Below are 14068 nucleotides of genomic sequence, written 5' to 3'. Positions count from 1 at the left end.
TCAGCCGCCGGTGATGGTGCGCAGCTGCTGCATCGCCGAGCCCTGGACGCTGCGGCGGGCCGCCGGTTCGGCCGGCGGCTGGTCCTGCGGCAAGGCCTGGGCGGCCGCGGCGAGCTGCTGCGCCGCCTGCTGCATCGCGGCCTGCTGCGCCGCCTGCTGCAGTTGAGCCGCCATCGGCTCGGGCAGCTGCACCGGTAGCGGCGTCCGCACCGGCAGCGGGGTGTCACCGCGGCGAATCACGCTGTCAGCCAGTGCGGCCCGTGCCTCATCGGCCAACGCGTCGATGGTTTCCGGGGCGCCGTTGACCACACAGCGCACCATCCAGCGGTAACCGTCGACACCGATGAAGCGCACGACGCCGCCGTTGCCCACCCCGACCACCTCACGGCCCCACGGACCGTCCTGGATGCTGACCGAGCCGGCGTCCTTGCGCAGCGACTCGGCCAGCTCGCCGGCCACCTCGCGCCACAGGCCCGCGCTCTTGGGAGCGGCGTACGCGGCGACGGTGAACCGGCCGTTGGGCGTCATCACCCAGACCGCGCTGGGCGCCCCGGCCTCGTTGAGCTCGACCTGCACCTGCCCGCCGTCGGGCATGGGGATCAGTACGGAACCGAGATCGAGCCGCCCCTGGGCCGCCACCGCCGGGTCGTCGAAGTCCTCGACATCGAACGGGCCGTCGAAATCCCCGTCGTCGTCCCGGGGCTCGTCGAGCACCGCCGCCGCATCTGCCGGCGCCGACGGTTCGACCAGCTCGTCGTCGGTCTGGTCTGCCTTGTCGTTCTTACGTTTTCCGAATGCCATCACAAACTCGCATGTCCGCCGGAGGAACCGTGGCCACCGTCGCCACGGGAGGTGTCAGCCAGGCCGGCCTCGTCGAACGAGGTCACCTCGACCAACTCGGGCAGTTCTACCCGCTGTACCAACAACTGGGCAATCCGGTCGCCACGGTTGACCACGATCGGCGTGTCGGGGTCCAGATTGATCAGGGAAACCTTGATCTCACCGCGATAGCCGGCGTCGATCGTGCCCGGGCTGTTGACGATCGAAAGCCCCACCCGGGCAGCCAGACCCGACCGCGGATGCACCAGCCCCACCATTCCGTGCGGGATGGCCACGGCCACTCCGGTGGGCACCAGCGCCCGTTGCCCGGGGGCGAGTTCGACATCCTGCGCGCTGTAGAGGTCTACGCCCGCATCACCATCGTGCGCCCGGGTGGGCATCGGTAGTTCGCGGTCCAATCGGACGACCGCCAGAGTGTTGGACACGACGTCACAGATTACTCTGAGCCGCGTGTCGGACACGCGTGCAACCACCCAAAGCGTTCGCTATCGGGAACGTCTGTGGGTGCCGTGGTGGTGGTCGCTGCCCGCTGCGGTGCTGGCAGGAGTGATCGCGTTCGAGATCGGACTGGCGGCGCCGGCCATCCCGGCGTGGCTGCCGTACGTACTTCTGTTCGGCGTGGCGGCCGCGGTGTTGACGTGGTTCAGCAAAACCGAGGTGAAGGTGGTGCAGCGCGGCGGCGGTGACACCGAGTTGTGCATCGGCGACGCGCACCTGCCGACCAGCGTCATTTCCCGTTCTGCCGAGGTCCCGCGATCGGCCAAGTCGGCCGCATTGGGCCGCCAACTCGATCCGGCGGCCTACGTCGTGCACCGGGCCTGGATCGGCCCCATGGTCCTGGTGGTACTCGATGATCCGGATGACCCCACCCCGTACTGGCTGATCAGCTCTCGACATCCGGATCGTGTTCTGGCTGCGCTCCGCGGCTGAGCCGCGAATCCGGCCGTAGCGGCTGAGCCGCGAATCCGGCCGTAGCGGCTGAGCCGCGAATCCGGCCGCCGCGGCTGAGCCGCGTCAGGCGGCGCAGTCCGTGCAGATCATCACGCCGTTCTTCTCGCTCGCCAGCCGGCTGCGGTGATGCACCAGAAAGCAGCTGGAGCAGGTGAACTCGTCGGCCTGCTTCGGCACCACCCGCACCGACAGTTCCTCACCGGACAGGTCTGCGCCCGGCAGTTCGAACGACTCTGCGGTCTCGGATTCGTCGACATCCACCACCGCGGATTGCGCCTCGTTGCGCCGTGCCTTGAGCTCTTCGAGCGAGTCCTCGGAAACTTCGTCAGCTTCTGATCGTCGCGGGGCGTCGTAGTCGGTAGCCATCGTCTGTGTCCCCTCCCTTACCTTGCAGCAGAGCTTTGTACCAGCGTCGAACGCATTCCCCAAATGATTCGTGCCCGTATTGCCACACGTTATAGTGTGATTTACATCACACTACCGTCTGAGCTCTGCTGCGTCAGCGCACGCGGTAGCCCTTAGAGTGCATGTGTGGTCGCGCAAATCACCGACGGCACCGCCTTCGACCGACACGGTCGCCCCTTCCGTCGGCGCAGTTTCGTCCCCGGCATCGTGCTCGTCACCGCGCTCGCGCTGGTGACGCTGATCGTGTGGATCATCGCGCTCAACCAGCCCACCGATGTGCACGAGGCCACGGTCTGCAACAACCCGCCGCCGGCCACCGACCCGGCAACTCCCAAGCTGGGCGAGCTGGTGGCCCGCTCGGCGATGATCGAGGTCACCCCGGCACCGCTGGCCGAGACCAAGATCCGGGTGCTCAACGCCAGCGGCCAGGGCGGTCAGGCCGGCGAGATCGCCGGTGCGCTGCGCGATCTGGGCTTCGCCCAACCCGAGGCCGCCAACGATCCCATCTACGCCACCACGCGCCTGGAGTGCCAGGGCCAGATCCGGTTCGGCCCGACCGGGCGTGGCGCCGCGGCCGCCCTGTGGCTGGTCGCGCCGTGCACCGAGCTGTACCAGGACGACCGGCCCGACACCGGCGTCGACCTGGCGCTGGGCACCGAGTTCAGCGAACTGACCAGCAACGACAACATCAACGCGGTACTGGCCAGCCTCCGGCCCGACGCCACCGCACCGTCCGACCCCGAACTGCTGTCAAAGATCCATACCGGCATCTGCTAACGCCCGGTGCAAGACGTCGGCGACACCGGGTGCCGCCGCCCCCACCGCCTCGGCGCCGGTAGCGGTCGGCAGCCACACCGTGGCCCCGGCCTCGGCGGCGATCAGGGCCGCCGCGGCCCAGTCCCAGACCTGCACGCCCTCCTCGTAGTAGGCGTCCAGCCGACCGGCGGCCACCATGCACAGGTCGAGTGCACAGGATCCGATCCGGCGCACGTCGCGCACCACCGGCAGCATCGTCGCCAGCACCGCGGCCTGCCGCGCCCGCCGGTCGGGGTCGTAGGCGAACCCGGTGCCCAGCAAGGTCATGGTCAAGTCGTCGACCGTGCTGCACCGCAGCCGGGTCCGTACCCCGTCCCGGATCACCTCGGCCCCCTGTCCCAGCGCCGCCGAATACACGTCGCCGGCCGGCACGTCGGCCACAGCGCCGGCCACCGAGTGTCCGTCGTACTGCACGGCCACCGACACCGCATAAGCCGGGATTCCGTAGACGAAGTTCACCGTGCCGTCGATCGGGTCGAGCACCCAACTCACCCCGCGCCGGCCATCACGTTCGCCGCCCTCTTCCTCACCCAGGACGGCCTCGCCCGGGCGCAGCACCGCCAACTGCTCACGTAGCCAGCGCTCGGTTTCGGTGTCGACGATCGTGACGGGGTCGGTCGGAGTGCTCTTAGATCTGACAGTGCGCACATCGTCACGTACCCGGGTGCCGCCGGAACACGCTGCGGTGCCGAACACCTCGGCACGGCGACGCGCGACGAACTCTGCGGCCCCGGCGGCCAGTTGCTCGGCCACCGCCCGCAATGCGGGAGCATCGAATCTGTTGTCGGTCACGAGTCCATCGCAACATCTTCCGGCCGAAAAGTCGCTTCGGCGAAACGTTGAACCCCGGTGCGCGGCGTAACGACTAGGGTGGGAGCGCGCCTTGGTTCGTCCGACTGCCCCGCAAAGGAGCGCCCATGACCGCACCCGCAGCAGACCCAGCACCCGCCGGCACGCAGCGCCGCGGATTCGGGGTCGACGTCGGTGGCAGTGGAATCAAGGGCGGCATCGTCGACCTCGACACCGGACAGCTGATCGGTGAGCGGTTCAAGCTCGACACGCCGCAGCCGGCCACCCCGGAAGCGGTGGCGAAGTCGGTTGCGGCGGTGGTGGCGGAGTTCGGCTGGACCGGCAGTGTGGGCGTCACGTACCCGGGCGTGGTCACCAGCGGCATCGTGCGCACCGCGGCCAACGTCGACAAGGGCTGGATCGGTGTGAATGCCGTCGAGGTGATCGGCGGCGCACTCGGCGGGCTACCGGTGACCGTGCTCAACGACGCCGACGCCGCGGGCCTCGCCGAGGAGCATTACGGAGCGGGCAAGGACAACTCCGGCGTCGTCGTGCTGCTCACCTTCGGCACCGGGATCGGATCGGCGGTGATCCACAACGGAGTGTTGTTGCCCAACACCGAATTTGGCCATCTGCAGGTAGACGGCAAGGAGGCCGAGCACCGCGCGGCATCCTCGGTCAAGGAGCGCAAGGGCTGGAACTATGCCCGGTGGAGCGAGGAGGTGAACAAAGTTCTGGTGACGATCGAGAACGCGATCTGGCCGGACCTGTTCATCGCCGGCGGCGGGATCAGCCGCAAATCCGACAAGTGGCTGCCGCTGCTCAAGATCCGCACCCCGATCGTGCCGGCCGCGCTGCTCAACACCGCGGGGATCGTCGGCGCCGCCATGGCGAGCCAGATTCCAGGAGTCACGGACCCGCAAGCTACCGGTCGGTAACTTCGCTGGCTCGACTGCCCGGGGCGCCGAAAACGGCCGCTCGGCACGGCGAACACCCACAGTGTCGTTACAATGGTCCACGGCGGCCGCCTACCGAATAGCGGTGACTATCCCAGCAGATGACAACGCCAACATTCGATAGCAGACGCTCTCGGTGGAGTATGCCCATATCCACCGAGAATTTCGTGAGACGGAAAGGGTGTACGTGGCAGCGACAAAAGCAAGCCCGGCGACCGACGAGCCGGTGAAGCGCACCGCTACCAAGACTCCCGCCAAGAAGGCCCCGGCCAAGCGGGCAGCCAAGAGCACAGCCGCCAAGGCCGAGGGTGCTACCGCCACGAAGCGGGCCCCCGCCAAGAAGGCCCCGGCCAAGCGGGCGGCCAAAGGCGCGGCAACCAAACCCGAAGACGTCAACGACGATCTGGAGGCCACCGACGATCTGGAGGCCGAACCGGGCGAAGACCTCGAGGTCGAGGACACCGACCTCGAGCTCGACGACGATCTCGGCACCGACGAGGACATCGAAGAGTCCGACGAGGACGAAGAAGACGATGATGCCGAGGAAGGCAAGGACGCCAAGCCCGCCAAGACGGCAGCCAAGACGGCCAAGAGTGACGACGAGCACCCCGAGCCCTCCGAGAAGGACAAGGCCTCCGGCGACTTCGTCTGGGACGAAGAAGAGTCCGAAGCGCTGCGGCAGGCCCGCAAGGACGCCGAGCTCACCGCTTCGGCCGACTCCGTCCGCGCCTACCTGAAGCAGATCGGCAAGGTCGCCCTGCTCAACGCCGAGGAGGAGGTCGAGCTCGCCAAGCGGATCGAGGCCGGCCTGTTCGCCACCCAGAAGATGAGCGAGTTCGCCGCGAAGGGCGAAAAGCTCACCACCCAGGTGCGGCGCGACTATCAGTGGATTTGCCGCGACGGCGACCGCGCGAAAAACCATCTGCTGGAAGCCAACCTGCGCCTGGTGGTCTCGCTGGCCAAGCGCTACACCGGCCGCGGCATGGCCTTCCTCGACCTCATCCAGGAAGGCAACCTGGGTCTGATCCGTGCGGTCGAGAAGTTCGACTACACCAAGGGCTACAAGTTCTCCACGTACGCCACCTGGTGGATCCGTCAGGCCATCACCCGCGCCATGGCCGACCAGGCCCGCACCATCCGTATCCCGGTGCACATGGTCGAGGTGATCAACAAGCTCGGCCGCATCCAGCGCGAGCTGCTGCAGGACCTGGGCCGCGAGCCCACGCCCGAAGAGCTGGCCAAGGAAATGGACATCACGCCGGAGAAGGTGCTGGAGATCCAGCAGTACGCGCGTGAGCCCATCTCGCTGGACCAGACCATCGGCGACGAGGGTGACAGCCAGCTCGGCGACTTCATCGAGGACTCCGAGGCCGTGGTGGCCGTGGATGCGGTGAGCTTCACCCTGCTGCAGGACCAGCTGCAGTCCGTGCTGGAGACGCTGTCCGAGCGCGAGGCCGGTGTGGTCCGGCTGCGGTTCGGCCTGACCGACGGCCAGCCCAGGACGCTCGATGAGATCGGTCAGGTCTACGGCGTGACGCGTGAGCGCATCCGTCAGATCGAATCGAAGACCATGTCGAAGTTGCGCCACCCCAGCCGCTCGCAGGTGCTGCGCGACTACCTGGATTAGTCCTCGATTGCTCACCACGCGGCTGACTGACCGGTTCGGGTTGTCGGTGCCGGTTGCGCTGGCGCCGATGGACACGTTCGCCGATGGCCGGCTGGCCGCGACGGTCACCCGGGCCGGCGGCCTGGGCGTGATCGGTGCGGGTTACCGCGATGCCGAGTGGCTGGACGCCCAGTTCGCGGCAGCGGCCGACGCCCCGGTGGGGGTGGGCTTCATCGGCTGGAGACTCGCCGAGCAACCGCACCTCTTGGATGTAGCGCTGGCGCACTCACCCGCCGTCGTCATCGTCTCGTTCGGTGACCCCGCACCGTCCGCCGCGCCCATCCGCGCGGCCGGGGTGCCGCTGATGGTCCAGCTCAATGATCTCGATGAGGCAAGGCGCGCAATCGATCTCGGCGCGCAGGGGATCATCGCCCAGGGTGGCGAGGCGGGCGGGCACGGCAAAGGCGTGCGGTCCACCTTCACGCTGGTACCCGAGGTCGCCGACCTGGTGGCCGACCGGGCTCCGGAAACGCTGCTGCTGGCATCCGGCGGCATCGCCGACGGACGCGGCCTGGCGGCGGCGCTGGCACTGGGCGCCGACGGCGCATTGGTGGGCTCGCGACTGTGGGCGACACGCGAGGCACCGGTGGCGCCGGCTGCCCGGCAGCGGGTGCTGGCGGCTCGCTCCGACGACACCGTGCGCACCGGCGTGTTCGACATCGTGCGCGGCTTCCACTGGCCGGCCGGCTACACCGGCCGCACGCTGCGCAACGACTTCGTGCGGCGCTGGCTGGGCCGCGAGGACATCTTGCGGGCCGAACTCGACGAGGCACAGCGCGATTACCAGAGTGCGGTCACCGCAGCGGATTTCGATGTCGCAGCCATTCACATCGGCGAGGACGTCGGGCTGATCGACGACATCCCCGGGACCGCCGAGGTGCTGGCTGCGATGAGTCGTGACGCCGCGACCATCCTGCACCGGCTCTCCGGATCGGCGAACTGACCAGAATTCTTCCGGCGACGAGGAGACCCGTGCCATCCGACAACCCGCTGGCCCAAGCGCTGCTGGACGTGCTGTCCGAATGCTTCACCACGATGGCCGATATCCTCGCCGCGCTGGGCGACGAGCTGGCCAACCGCCGGCCGGACCTGCCGGGCACCAACAGTTGCTATGCCATCGTCAACCACTGCATCGGCGTGGTCGATTACTGGGGCGGGTCTTTCATCGCCGGCCAACGCATTCCCCGTGACCGCGACGCCGAGTTCACGGCGGCCGGCCCGGTGGCCGAACTCCTCGAACGGCTCACTGCCCTGCGGGAACGCCTTCCGGGCTGGGTCGAGATCGCCGTCACCGAGGGCATCCGCGATCGCGATCTCGCCGACGGGATCCGCGGTGGCACCACCCGTGCCGACGTGCTGGCCACCGCGACACCGGAATGGACGCTGCTGCACATCCTGCACGACATCGCCCAGCACACCGGGCATCTGGAGATCACCCGCGATCTCCTGCTCACCGCGTAGGCGGCCGGCTCGATCCAACTCAGCCCGGCACAGCCTGGTGGATGTCGAAACCCTTGTAGCCGGCCGCCGCGACATCGGTGATGATCTCCCGGTACACGCCGAAGCCACCCACGAATGACATAAGGACCCGGGGCTTACCTGCGATGTTCGCCCTCAGATACCACGAATTCGCCTGAATCATCAGGGTTTCGGTGGCCCGCCGGGCGCACTCCTGCACCCCCTCGGCGGCGGAGTCCGCGCGCGCCTCGATCGCCGCGGCACCGTAGGCGTGGCCAGTACGAGCGCATCGAGATCGTGACGGCAATCGAGTTGGGCCCGTTGGGGATCCGGGTCAACACCGTCTATCCCGGCATGATCGACACGCCGATGATCGCGCATCTCGCCGTCGAGCGCGGCCCCGGCGGCCACCCGGGTGCACCGCTGAGCCGGGTGGGCAGCCCCGAGGAGGTCGCCGACGTGGTGGCGTTCCTGGCCTCGGATGCCTCCGCGTACATGACCGGGGCGGATCTGACCGTCGACGGTGGGGCCAGCGCGGGCCGGATCCCGGTGCGGCCGGCGCCCACGCCGTCCAGGCCGACGCGGCCGGGCCACGGGCACGACGGCGCTGCGTGTCACGAAGGCGGTGCGCCGGACGGCAGTGGCGCAAACCTGCCCGCCTCGTCAGGCTCGTACCTCGTGGCGGCCCGCACCGCACTCACCGGCAACGGGCCGTACAGATGCGGGAACAACATGGCCTCGGGATCGGTCGGGACACCTGGCTCCCAGCGCACCGGATCCGACAGCTTCGCCGGATCGACGTGCAGCAGCATCAGGTCGCGGCGACCCGAATACAACCGGTTCGCCGGCAGATGCACCTGCTCGGGCGCCGACAGGTGGACGAAGCCCTGCCCGGCCAGGGACTCCGGTCGGAGCTCGCCGCTACGCTGAGCCTCCGACCAGTCGTCCACGCTGCAGATGTGAACCAGGACACGGGGCATACCGCCAGCTTGCCCCGCCAGCAACACACCGGCCACGTGAGACACGACACACCGGTGAACCCCAGGGGAACAAGGCCGGAAGCCAAAACGTCTGACAGAGTAGACATACGCAATCACGGCGCCTTTGCCGAGATGCGCAGAGCAGAAGACGGAGGAGCCATGAACGCAACTCTGACAAGCCCCGAGCTAACCAGAGCCGATCGTTGCGATCGTTGCGGTGCAGCCGCACGGGTGCGGGCCAAGCTGCCCTCGGGAGCCGAGTTGCTCTTCTGCCAGCACCACGCCAACGAACACGAAGCCAAGCTGGTCGAGCTGGCAGCCGTGCTGGAAACCAGCCCGGTCGACGCCTGACGACCTCACCGACGCCGCAGAACCACCCGCCTGGGCAGGAGCACGTTTCGTCAGTAATGCTTGACTGGTCATGACTGGCCAGCCACTTCCAGTACCACCATCACGCCACCACGTCTGGCACATCACTCGACGCACGTTGTCGAAGAGTTGGGACGACTCGATCTTTTCGGAGTCGGCACAGGCGGCGTTCTGGTGCGCGTTGTCATTGCCTCCCCTGCTGCTGGGGATGCTCGGCAGCCTGGCCTACATCGCACCGCTGTTCGGGCCCGACACCCTGCCGACGATCCAGGATCAGCTGATCAACGCGGCGAACAGCTTCTTCTCCCCCAACGTGGTCAACGAGATCATCGAGCCGACGATCCGAGACATCGTGCGGGGTGCCCGCGGCGAGGTGGTGTCGGTGGGGTTCGTGATCTCGCTGTGGGCGGGATCGTCGGCGGTGTCGGCGTTCGTGGACTCGATCGTGGAGGCCCACGACCAGACGCCGCTGCGGCATCCGGTGCGGCAGCGGTTCTACGCCCTGGGCCTCTACGTGATCATGCTGGTGTGCGCTATCGCCGCGGCACCGCTGCTGGCGCTGGGGCCGCGGGCGATCGCCGAACACCTGCCCGACAGCTGGGACAACGCGCTGCACTACGGGTACTACCCGGCGCTGTTCCTGGCCGTGTTCGTCGGGGTGACAATTCTGTACCGGGTATCGCTGCCCGCGCCGATCCCGACGCATCGGCTGATGCTCGGCGCGGTGCTGGCCACGGTGGTGTTCCTGGTGGCCACTTTCGGGCTGCGGATCTACCTGACCTGGATCACCAGCACTGGATATACGTATGGCGCGCTGGCCACACCCATCGCGTTCCTGCTGTTCGCGTTCTTCCTGGGCTTCGCCATCATGCTGGGCGCCGAACTCAATGCCGCGATCCAGGAGGAATGGCCGGCGGCCGATACCCACGCCCGTCGGCTGCGCGAGTGGCTGGAGGAGAAAACCCTCAACAGCCCGCTGAACGGCGGAGCCCAGGCACCGGTCGAAGCACCGCTGCCCGAGCCTGTCGAGCCGCCGGGACGACCACCTACTTCTTGAGCTGCTCGTAGATCTTCTTGCAGTCGGGGCACACCGGCGATCCGGGCTTGGCCGACTTCGTCACCGGGAACACCTCACCGCACAGCGCGACCACATGCGTGCCCATCACGGCACTTTCGGCGATCTTGTTTTTCTTGACGTAATGGAAGAACTTCGGGCTGTCGTCGTCGGTCCCATCGTCGACGCGTTCGTCGGTGTCCGGGCGCTCGATGGTTTGGGTCTGCATGGTCTTTATTGTGCCTGGCTGCGGGGCATAGGGAAATCCGCCTGTCACGACGGGGTCCAGGTGTGGAACAGTAGAGGTATGAAACAAAGCCACGAGCTGAGTTTCGACGACGATTTCGGTGACGATTTCGGCAAGGAAGCCCACCCGGTCCTCATCACCCAGGCCGCACCCGCCTACGAAGTGCAGCATCGTCAGCGTGTCCGCAAGTACCTGACATTGATGTCCTTCCGCATCCCGGCGCTCATCCTCGCCGCGGTCGCCTACAACATCTGGCACAACGGGCTCATCTCACTGGCGATCATCGTGGTCTCGATCCCGCTGCCATGGATGGCGGTGCTGATCGCCAACGATCGTCCGCCGCGAAGTGCCGAGGAGCCACGGCGTTACGCCGGTCGCGGCGAGCGGATCCCACTGTTCCCCACCGCGGAGCGGCCGGCGTTACAGCAGGACCCGTTTGTGCCACCGCAACCGGACGCAGCGCGGGCCGACGGCGATGAGCCCAGCTGAGCGGCTTCTTTAGCTATTCTCAGGGCATTCTCAGGTCGGCCTGGAAAAACTGCAGCTCAACGGGCATGAATCCGGCGATCGGCGGGAACTCTCATGGCACCTATGACGTTGTACGTCATGACAGTTCGAGCCGATCAGGAGGCCGTCATGGCAAATGCCACCACAAGCCGCGTCGAGGGTGATCTGGACGCCCAGAGCCCTGCCGCCGACCTCGTGCGCGTGTATCTGAACGGCATCGGTAAAACGGCGTTGCTCAATGCCGCCGATGAAGTAGAACTCGCCAAGCGCATCGAGGCGGGCTTGTACGCCCAGCACGTGCTGAACACCAAGAAGCGCCTGGGCGAGAACCGCAAGCGGGACCTGGCCACGGTGGTCCGCGACGGTGAGGCAGCGCGGCGGCATCTGCTGGAAGCCAACCTCCGCTTGGTGGTGTCGCTGGCCAAGCGCTACACCGGCCGCGGTATGCCGCTGCTGGACCTGATCCAGGAAGGCAACCTGGGCCTTATCCGCGCGATGGAGAAGTTCGACTACTCCAAGGGCTTCAAGTTCTCGACGTACGCCACGTGGTGGATCCGTCAGGCCATCACCCGCGGGATGGCGGACCAGAGCCGCACCATCCGGCTGCCGGTCCACCTCGTCGAGCAGGTCAACAAGCTGGCCCGGATCAAGCGTGAGATGCACCAGAACCTGGGCCGCGAGGCCACCGACGAGGAACTGGCCGAGGAATCCGGCATCCCGGTCGAGAAGATCAACGACCTGCTGGAACACAGCCGGGACCCGGTGAGCCTGGACATGCCGGTCGGCACCGACGAGGAAGCCCCGCTGGGCGACTTCATCGAGGACGAGAATGCGATGTCGGCCGAGAATGCCGTGATCTCCGAGTTGCTGCACACCGACATCCGGCACGTACTGGCCACGCTCGACGAGCGCGAGCAGCAGGTGATCCGGCTGCGGTTCGGCCTCGACGACGGGCAGCCGCGCACCCTGGATCAGATCGGCAAGCTGTTCGGGCTGTCACGTGAGCGGGTCCGCCAGATCGAGCGCGAGGTGATGGCCAAGCTCCGCAACGGCGAGCGCGCCGACCGCCTCCGCTCCTACGCCAGCTAGTCCCCCTCCTGACATGCCCCGCCGGTTTCCCGGGCGGGGCATGTCGCATTTGCGGACGTGGCCTGGCATTTTCGCGGGCTTCACGACATGGGCGACGCCCCGGTGATGCACCGCAGATCACCCGCCGGAAACGGTAGACTGTCTGTTGACGTTTGGGCTGGGAAGGCGCGCATGAACGATCTGGTCGACACCACCGAGATGTACCTACGAACTATCTACGACCTCGAGGAAGAGGGCGTGGTGCCGTTGCGCGCTCGTATCGCCGAACGGCTCGACCAGAGCGGTCCGACGGTGAGCCAGACCGTGTCCCGGATGGAACGCGATGGCCTGTTGCACGTCGCCGGGGACCGGCACCTGGAGCTGACCGACAAGGGCCGTGCCCTGGCGGTTGCGGTGATGCGCAAGCATCGGTTGGCCGAGCGGTTGCTCGTCGATGTGATCGGGCTGCCGTGGGAGGACGTCCACGCCGAGGCCTGCCGCTGGGAGCACGTGATGAGCGAGGATGTCGAGCGGCGCCTGGTACAGGTGCTCGACAACCCGACCACCTCGCCGTTCGGTAATCCGATCCCGGGTCTGTCCGACCTCGGTGTCGGCGGGACCGGGGGCGACGACGTCAGCCTGGTCCGGCTCACCGAGCTCCCGGTCGGATTGCCGGTCGCCGTGGTGGTGCGTCAACTCACCGAACACGTCCAGGGCGACACCGAGCTCATCAGCCGGCTCAAGGACGCCGGCGTGGTGCCGAACGCCCGGGTCACCGTCGAGGCCACCGACCACGGCGGCGTGCTGATCGTGATCCCCGGGCACGAGCAGGTCGAGCTGCCCCACCACATGGCCCACGCCGTCCGGGTCGAAAAGGTCTAGGCCCTCACCCGGCCCTGCGCCCCCACAGCCGGCGTGGCGGCAACTGCACGCCGAGCTGCGTGGCCAACCGGTACCCCGTGACGGCGAGCTCCCGAATCCGCTCCGGATGCATCCCCGATTGCAGCGCGGTGTCGAGCATGCCGGCCATCCGATGTGTCGGCACCGCGCGCAGCGCGGCATCCAGCGACACCCCGGCCAGTGGGCCGTCGCCCCGTGCATATGCCGAAAAAGCCAGTAAGACAAGTGCTTCCACCCGCCACGGGTCCGGCAGATTGCGGGCCAACAGGCCCCACAGGCACTCGGCCGGCTCGGCACACCCGCCGATCGCCAGCGCGTACAACGTGTCGCGGATCCTGGGATCGGTGAGACTGTCGCCCAGCCGCACCAACTCGGCACTGTCGGGAACGGCACCATCGGCGAGCCGTAGCGCTGCGGTGATCGCCGCCTCGACATCGCGGCGCACATCGACATCGGAGCGCTCCACCGCGGCCGACCGTCCGGCCACGGTGGCCAGCTCACGCGCCATCGACCCGCCGGCGACCGGATCGGGCTCGATCACCTGCAGCAGTTCCTCGCGGCTGGCGTAGAGCCGGCGACCGTCGAGCACCGCGGCTGCTGCCAGTGGGGAGGCCGCCGGGTCCTCGACCTGGCCTTCCGCGCCGCAGCCGTCGGCGCAGTGCCAGTGCCCGCCCAGTGCCACCTGGTCCACGACGTGCGCGGCATAGAGTTCCACGCCGTCGGCGGACAGCGCCAGCTCGAGGATCGACGCCAGCTCGCCGTAGCGGTCATCGCAGGCCCGGCAGCCGGTGCTGGCCTCATCCACGATGACGGCGATCACCGCATCGGCGCCGGCCATGGCGGCAAGCTCGGCCAGCCGCTCGACCCGGTCGGTCATCTCGTCATCCAGGTCGGCGCGCAGGACGCAGCCCAGTTCGCCGCGGTCGAGGGTGACCAGGACCAGGCTGTTGTGCGGAACAAAGCCGAGCACCGCCGGCAGCGCGGCGATCAGCGCACCGGGGCGGCTCAGGTGGAAATCGAACTGTGGGGTGAATGGCGGTCGTGTTGTCATGGACCGACCGT

The 14068-nt window shown here is 67.7% G+C and carries 18 protein-coding genes and 1 pseudogene; 12 read left to right on the top strand and 7 right to left on the bottom strand.

Annotation, left to right across the window (positions count from 1 at the left end):
• Both FR943_RS12575 and dut read right to left on the bottom strand, forming a co-directional pair.
• The gene (locus FR943_RS12575) at positions 1-804 is read right to left on the bottom strand and encodes a DUF3710 domain-containing protein (protein WP_372448119.1); all 804 of its coding nucleotides are present in this window, start codon (positions 802-804) and stop codon (positions 1-3) included.
• Entirely contained in the window at positions 801-1265 is a 465-nt protein-coding gene (gene dut / locus FR943_RS12570) for a dUTP diphosphatase (RefSeq protein WP_217157465.1), read from the bottom strand. The genes FR943_RS12575 and dut overlap by 4 nt, the downstream gene beginning before the upstream one ends.
• Positions 1266-1290: 25 nt before the next feature.
• Here dut and FR943_RS12565 point away from each other — a divergent pair, with 25 nt between their 5' ends.
• Positions 1291-1770 carry a DUF3093 domain-containing protein gene (locus FR943_RS12565; protein WP_217157463.1) on the top strand — a complete coding sequence of 160 codons (480 nt, stop codon included), beginning with the start codon at positions 1291-1293 and terminating at the stop codon, positions 1768-1770.
• 84 nt (positions 1771-1854) lie between these two features.
• On the opposite strand, the gene FR943_RS12560 is transcribed toward FR943_RS12565, so the two are convergent.
• The gene (locus FR943_RS12560; protein WP_003880601.1) at positions 1855-2157 is read right to left on the bottom strand and encodes a DUF4193 domain-containing protein; all 303 of its coding nucleotides are present in this window, start codon (positions 2155-2157) and stop codon (positions 1855-1857) included.
• Positions 2158-2322: 165 nt separating this feature from the next.
• Here FR943_RS12560 and cei point away from each other — a divergent pair, with 165 nt between their 5' ends.
• A complete protein-coding gene (gene cei / locus FR943_RS12555; protein ID WP_217157461.1) occupies positions 2323-2973 on the top strand; it encodes an envelope integrity protein Cei in 651 nt (216 codons plus the stop codon).
• Here the strand turns inward: cei and FR943_RS12550 are convergent.
• Positions 2947-3804 carry an inositol monophosphatase family protein gene (locus tag FR943_RS12550; protein WP_217157459.1) on the bottom strand — a complete coding sequence of 286 codons (858 nt, stop codon included), beginning with the start codon at positions 3802-3804 and terminating at the stop codon, positions 2947-2949. The genes cei and FR943_RS12550 overlap by 27 nt on opposite strands.
• Positions 3805-3929: 125 nt before the next feature.
• Between FR943_RS12550 and ppgK the strand changes: the two genes are divergently transcribed.
• From ppgK to FR943_RS26660, 5 genes and pseudogenes are all read left to right on the top strand, one after another.
• Entirely contained in the window at positions 3930-4739 is an 810-nt protein-coding gene (gene ppgK, locus FR943_RS12545) for a polyphosphate--glucose phosphotransferase (RefSeq protein WP_217157457.1), read from the top strand.
• A gap of 205 nt (positions 4740-4944) precedes the next feature.
• Positions 4945-6384: an RNA polymerase sigma factor gene (locus FR943_RS12540; protein ID WP_217157455.1), complete on the top strand. Its 1440-nt coding sequence runs from the start codon at positions 4945-4947 to the stop codon at positions 6382-6384.
• Positions 6385-6451: 67 nt separating this feature from the next.
• The gene (locus FR943_RS12535) at positions 6452-7366 is read left to right on the top strand and encodes an NAD(P)H-dependent flavin oxidoreductase (RefSeq protein ID WP_217158207.1); all 915 of its coding nucleotides are present in this window, start codon (positions 6452-6454) and stop codon (positions 7364-7366) included.
• A gap of 29 nt (positions 7367-7395) precedes the next feature.
• Positions 7396-7884: a DinB family protein gene (locus tag FR943_RS12530; protein WP_308170532.1), complete on the top strand. Its 489-nt coding sequence runs from the start codon at positions 7396-7398 to the stop codon at positions 7882-7884.
• A 351-nt stretch (positions 7885-8235) separates the two neighbouring features.
• Positions 8236-8352 (top strand): annotated as a pseudogene (locus FR943_RS26660) (3-alpha-hydroxysteroid dehydrogenase); the annotation flags it as partial.
• A 143-nt stretch (positions 8353-8495) separates the two neighbouring features.
• On the opposite strand, the gene FR943_RS12515 reads toward FR943_RS26660, so the two are convergent.
• The gene (locus FR943_RS12515) at positions 8496-8861 is read right to left on the bottom strand and encodes a DUF952 domain-containing protein (protein WP_217157453.1); all 366 of its coding nucleotides are present in this window, start codon (positions 8859-8861) and stop codon (positions 8496-8498) included.
• Between the two features lie 159 nt (positions 8862-9020).
• Between FR943_RS12515 and FR943_RS12510 the strand changes: the two genes are divergently transcribed.
• Both FR943_RS12510 and FR943_RS12505 read left to right on the top strand, forming a co-directional pair.
• Entirely contained in the window at positions 9021-9212 is a 192-nt protein-coding gene (locus FR943_RS12510) for a DUF7455 domain-containing protein (protein ID WP_217157451.1), read from the top strand.
• Positions 9213-9282: 70 nt separating this feature from the next.
• Complete coding sequence (locus tag FR943_RS12505; protein ID WP_217157449.1) at positions 9283-10287, top strand: YihY/virulence factor BrkB family protein; 1005 nt, start codon at positions 9283-9285, stop codon at positions 10285-10287.
• Here FR943_RS12505 and FR943_RS12500 read toward each other — a convergent pair.
• On the bottom strand, positions 10277-10513 hold the full coding sequence (locus tag FR943_RS12500; RefSeq protein ID WP_217157447.1) for a DUF3039 domain-containing protein: 237 nt from the start codon (positions 10511-10513) through the stop codon (positions 10277-10279). The genes FR943_RS12505 and FR943_RS12500 overlap by 11 nt on opposite strands.
• Positions 10514-10591: 78 nt before the next feature.
• Here FR943_RS12500 and FR943_RS12495 point away from each other — a divergent pair, with 78 nt between their 5' ends.
• From FR943_RS12495 to FR943_RS12485, 3 genes are all read left to right on the top strand, one after another.
• Entirely contained in the window at positions 10592-11020 is a 429-nt protein-coding gene (locus tag FR943_RS12495; RefSeq protein WP_217157445.1) for a DUF3099 domain-containing protein, read from the top strand.
• A 117-nt stretch (positions 11021-11137) separates the two neighbouring features.
• The gene (locus tag FR943_RS12490) at positions 11138-12127 is read left to right on the top strand and encodes a sigma-70 family RNA polymerase sigma factor (protein ID WP_275957449.1); all 990 of its coding nucleotides are present in this window, start codon (positions 11138-11140) and stop codon (positions 12125-12127) included.
• Positions 12128-12298: 171 nt separating this feature from the next.
• Positions 12299-12988, top strand: coding sequence for an iron-dependent transcriptional repressor DtxR (locus tag FR943_RS12485; protein ID WP_217157442.1), 690 nt, complete (start codon positions 12299-12301; stop codon positions 12986-12988).
• 4 nt (positions 12989-12992) lie between these two features.
• On the opposite strand, the gene FR943_RS12480 is transcribed toward FR943_RS12485, so the two are convergent.
• The gene (locus tag FR943_RS12480) at positions 12993-14057 is read right to left on the bottom strand and encodes a DUF4192 domain-containing protein (protein ID WP_217157440.1); all 1065 of its coding nucleotides are present in this window, start codon (positions 14055-14057) and stop codon (positions 12993-12995) included.
• Positions 14058-14068 lie beyond the last annotated feature (11 nt).

Origin of the sequence: [Mycobacterium] fortunisiensis (assembly GCF_019050325.1) — a bacterium.
In the GTDB taxonomy this organism is placed as follows: Bacteria; Actinomycetota; Actinomycetes; order Mycobacteriales; family Mycobacteriaceae; genus Mycobacterium; species Mycobacterium fortunisiensis.
The sequence above is the reverse complement of the archived record's forward strand: the minus strand, read 5'-3'. Positions and strand labels throughout refer to the sequence as shown.

Excerpts from the sequence above, each read along its gene's own strand:
- FR943_RS12560 (WP_003880601.1), bottom strand. The coding sequence starts at position 2,157 with ATGGCTACCGACTACGACGCCCCGCGACGATCAGAAGCTGACGAAGTT.
- ppgK (WP_217157457.1), top strand. The coding sequence starts at position 3,930 with ATGACCGCACCCGCAGCAGACCCAGCACCCGCCGGCACGCAGCGCCGC.
- FR943_RS12535 (WP_217158207.1), top strand. The coding sequence starts at position 6,452 with ATGGACACGTTCGCCGATGGCCGGCTGGCCGCGACGGTCACCCGGGCC.
- FR943_RS12515 (WP_217157453.1), bottom strand. The coding sequence starts at position 8,861 with ATGCCCCGTGTCCTGGTTCACATCTGCAGCGTGGACGACTGGTCGGAG.
- FR943_RS12510 (WP_217157451.1), top strand. The coding sequence starts at position 9,021 with ATGAACGCAACTCTGACAAGCCCCGAGCTAACCAGAGCCGATCGTTGC.
- FR943_RS12505 (WP_217157449.1), top strand. The coding sequence starts at position 9,283 with ATGACTGGCCAGCCACTTCCAGTACCACCATCACGCCACCACGTCTGG.
- FR943_RS12500 (WP_217157447.1), bottom strand. The coding sequence starts at position 10,513 with ATGCAGACCCAAACCATCGAGCGCCCGGACACCGACGAACGCGTCGAC.
- FR943_RS12495 (WP_217157445.1), top strand. The coding sequence starts at position 10,592 with ATGAAACAAAGCCACGAGCTGAGTTTCGACGACGATTTCGGTGACGAT.
- FR943_RS12490 (WP_275957449.1), top strand. The coding sequence starts at position 11,138 with ATGACAGTTCGAGCCGATCAGGAGGCCGTCATGGCAAATGCCACCACA.
- FR943_RS12485 (WP_217157442.1), top strand. The coding sequence starts at position 12,299 with ATGAACGATCTGGTCGACACCACCGAGATGTACCTACGAACTATCTAC.
- FR943_RS12480 (WP_217157440.1), bottom strand. The coding sequence starts at position 14,057 with ATGACAACACGACCGCCATTCACCCCACAGTTCGATTTCCACCTGAGC.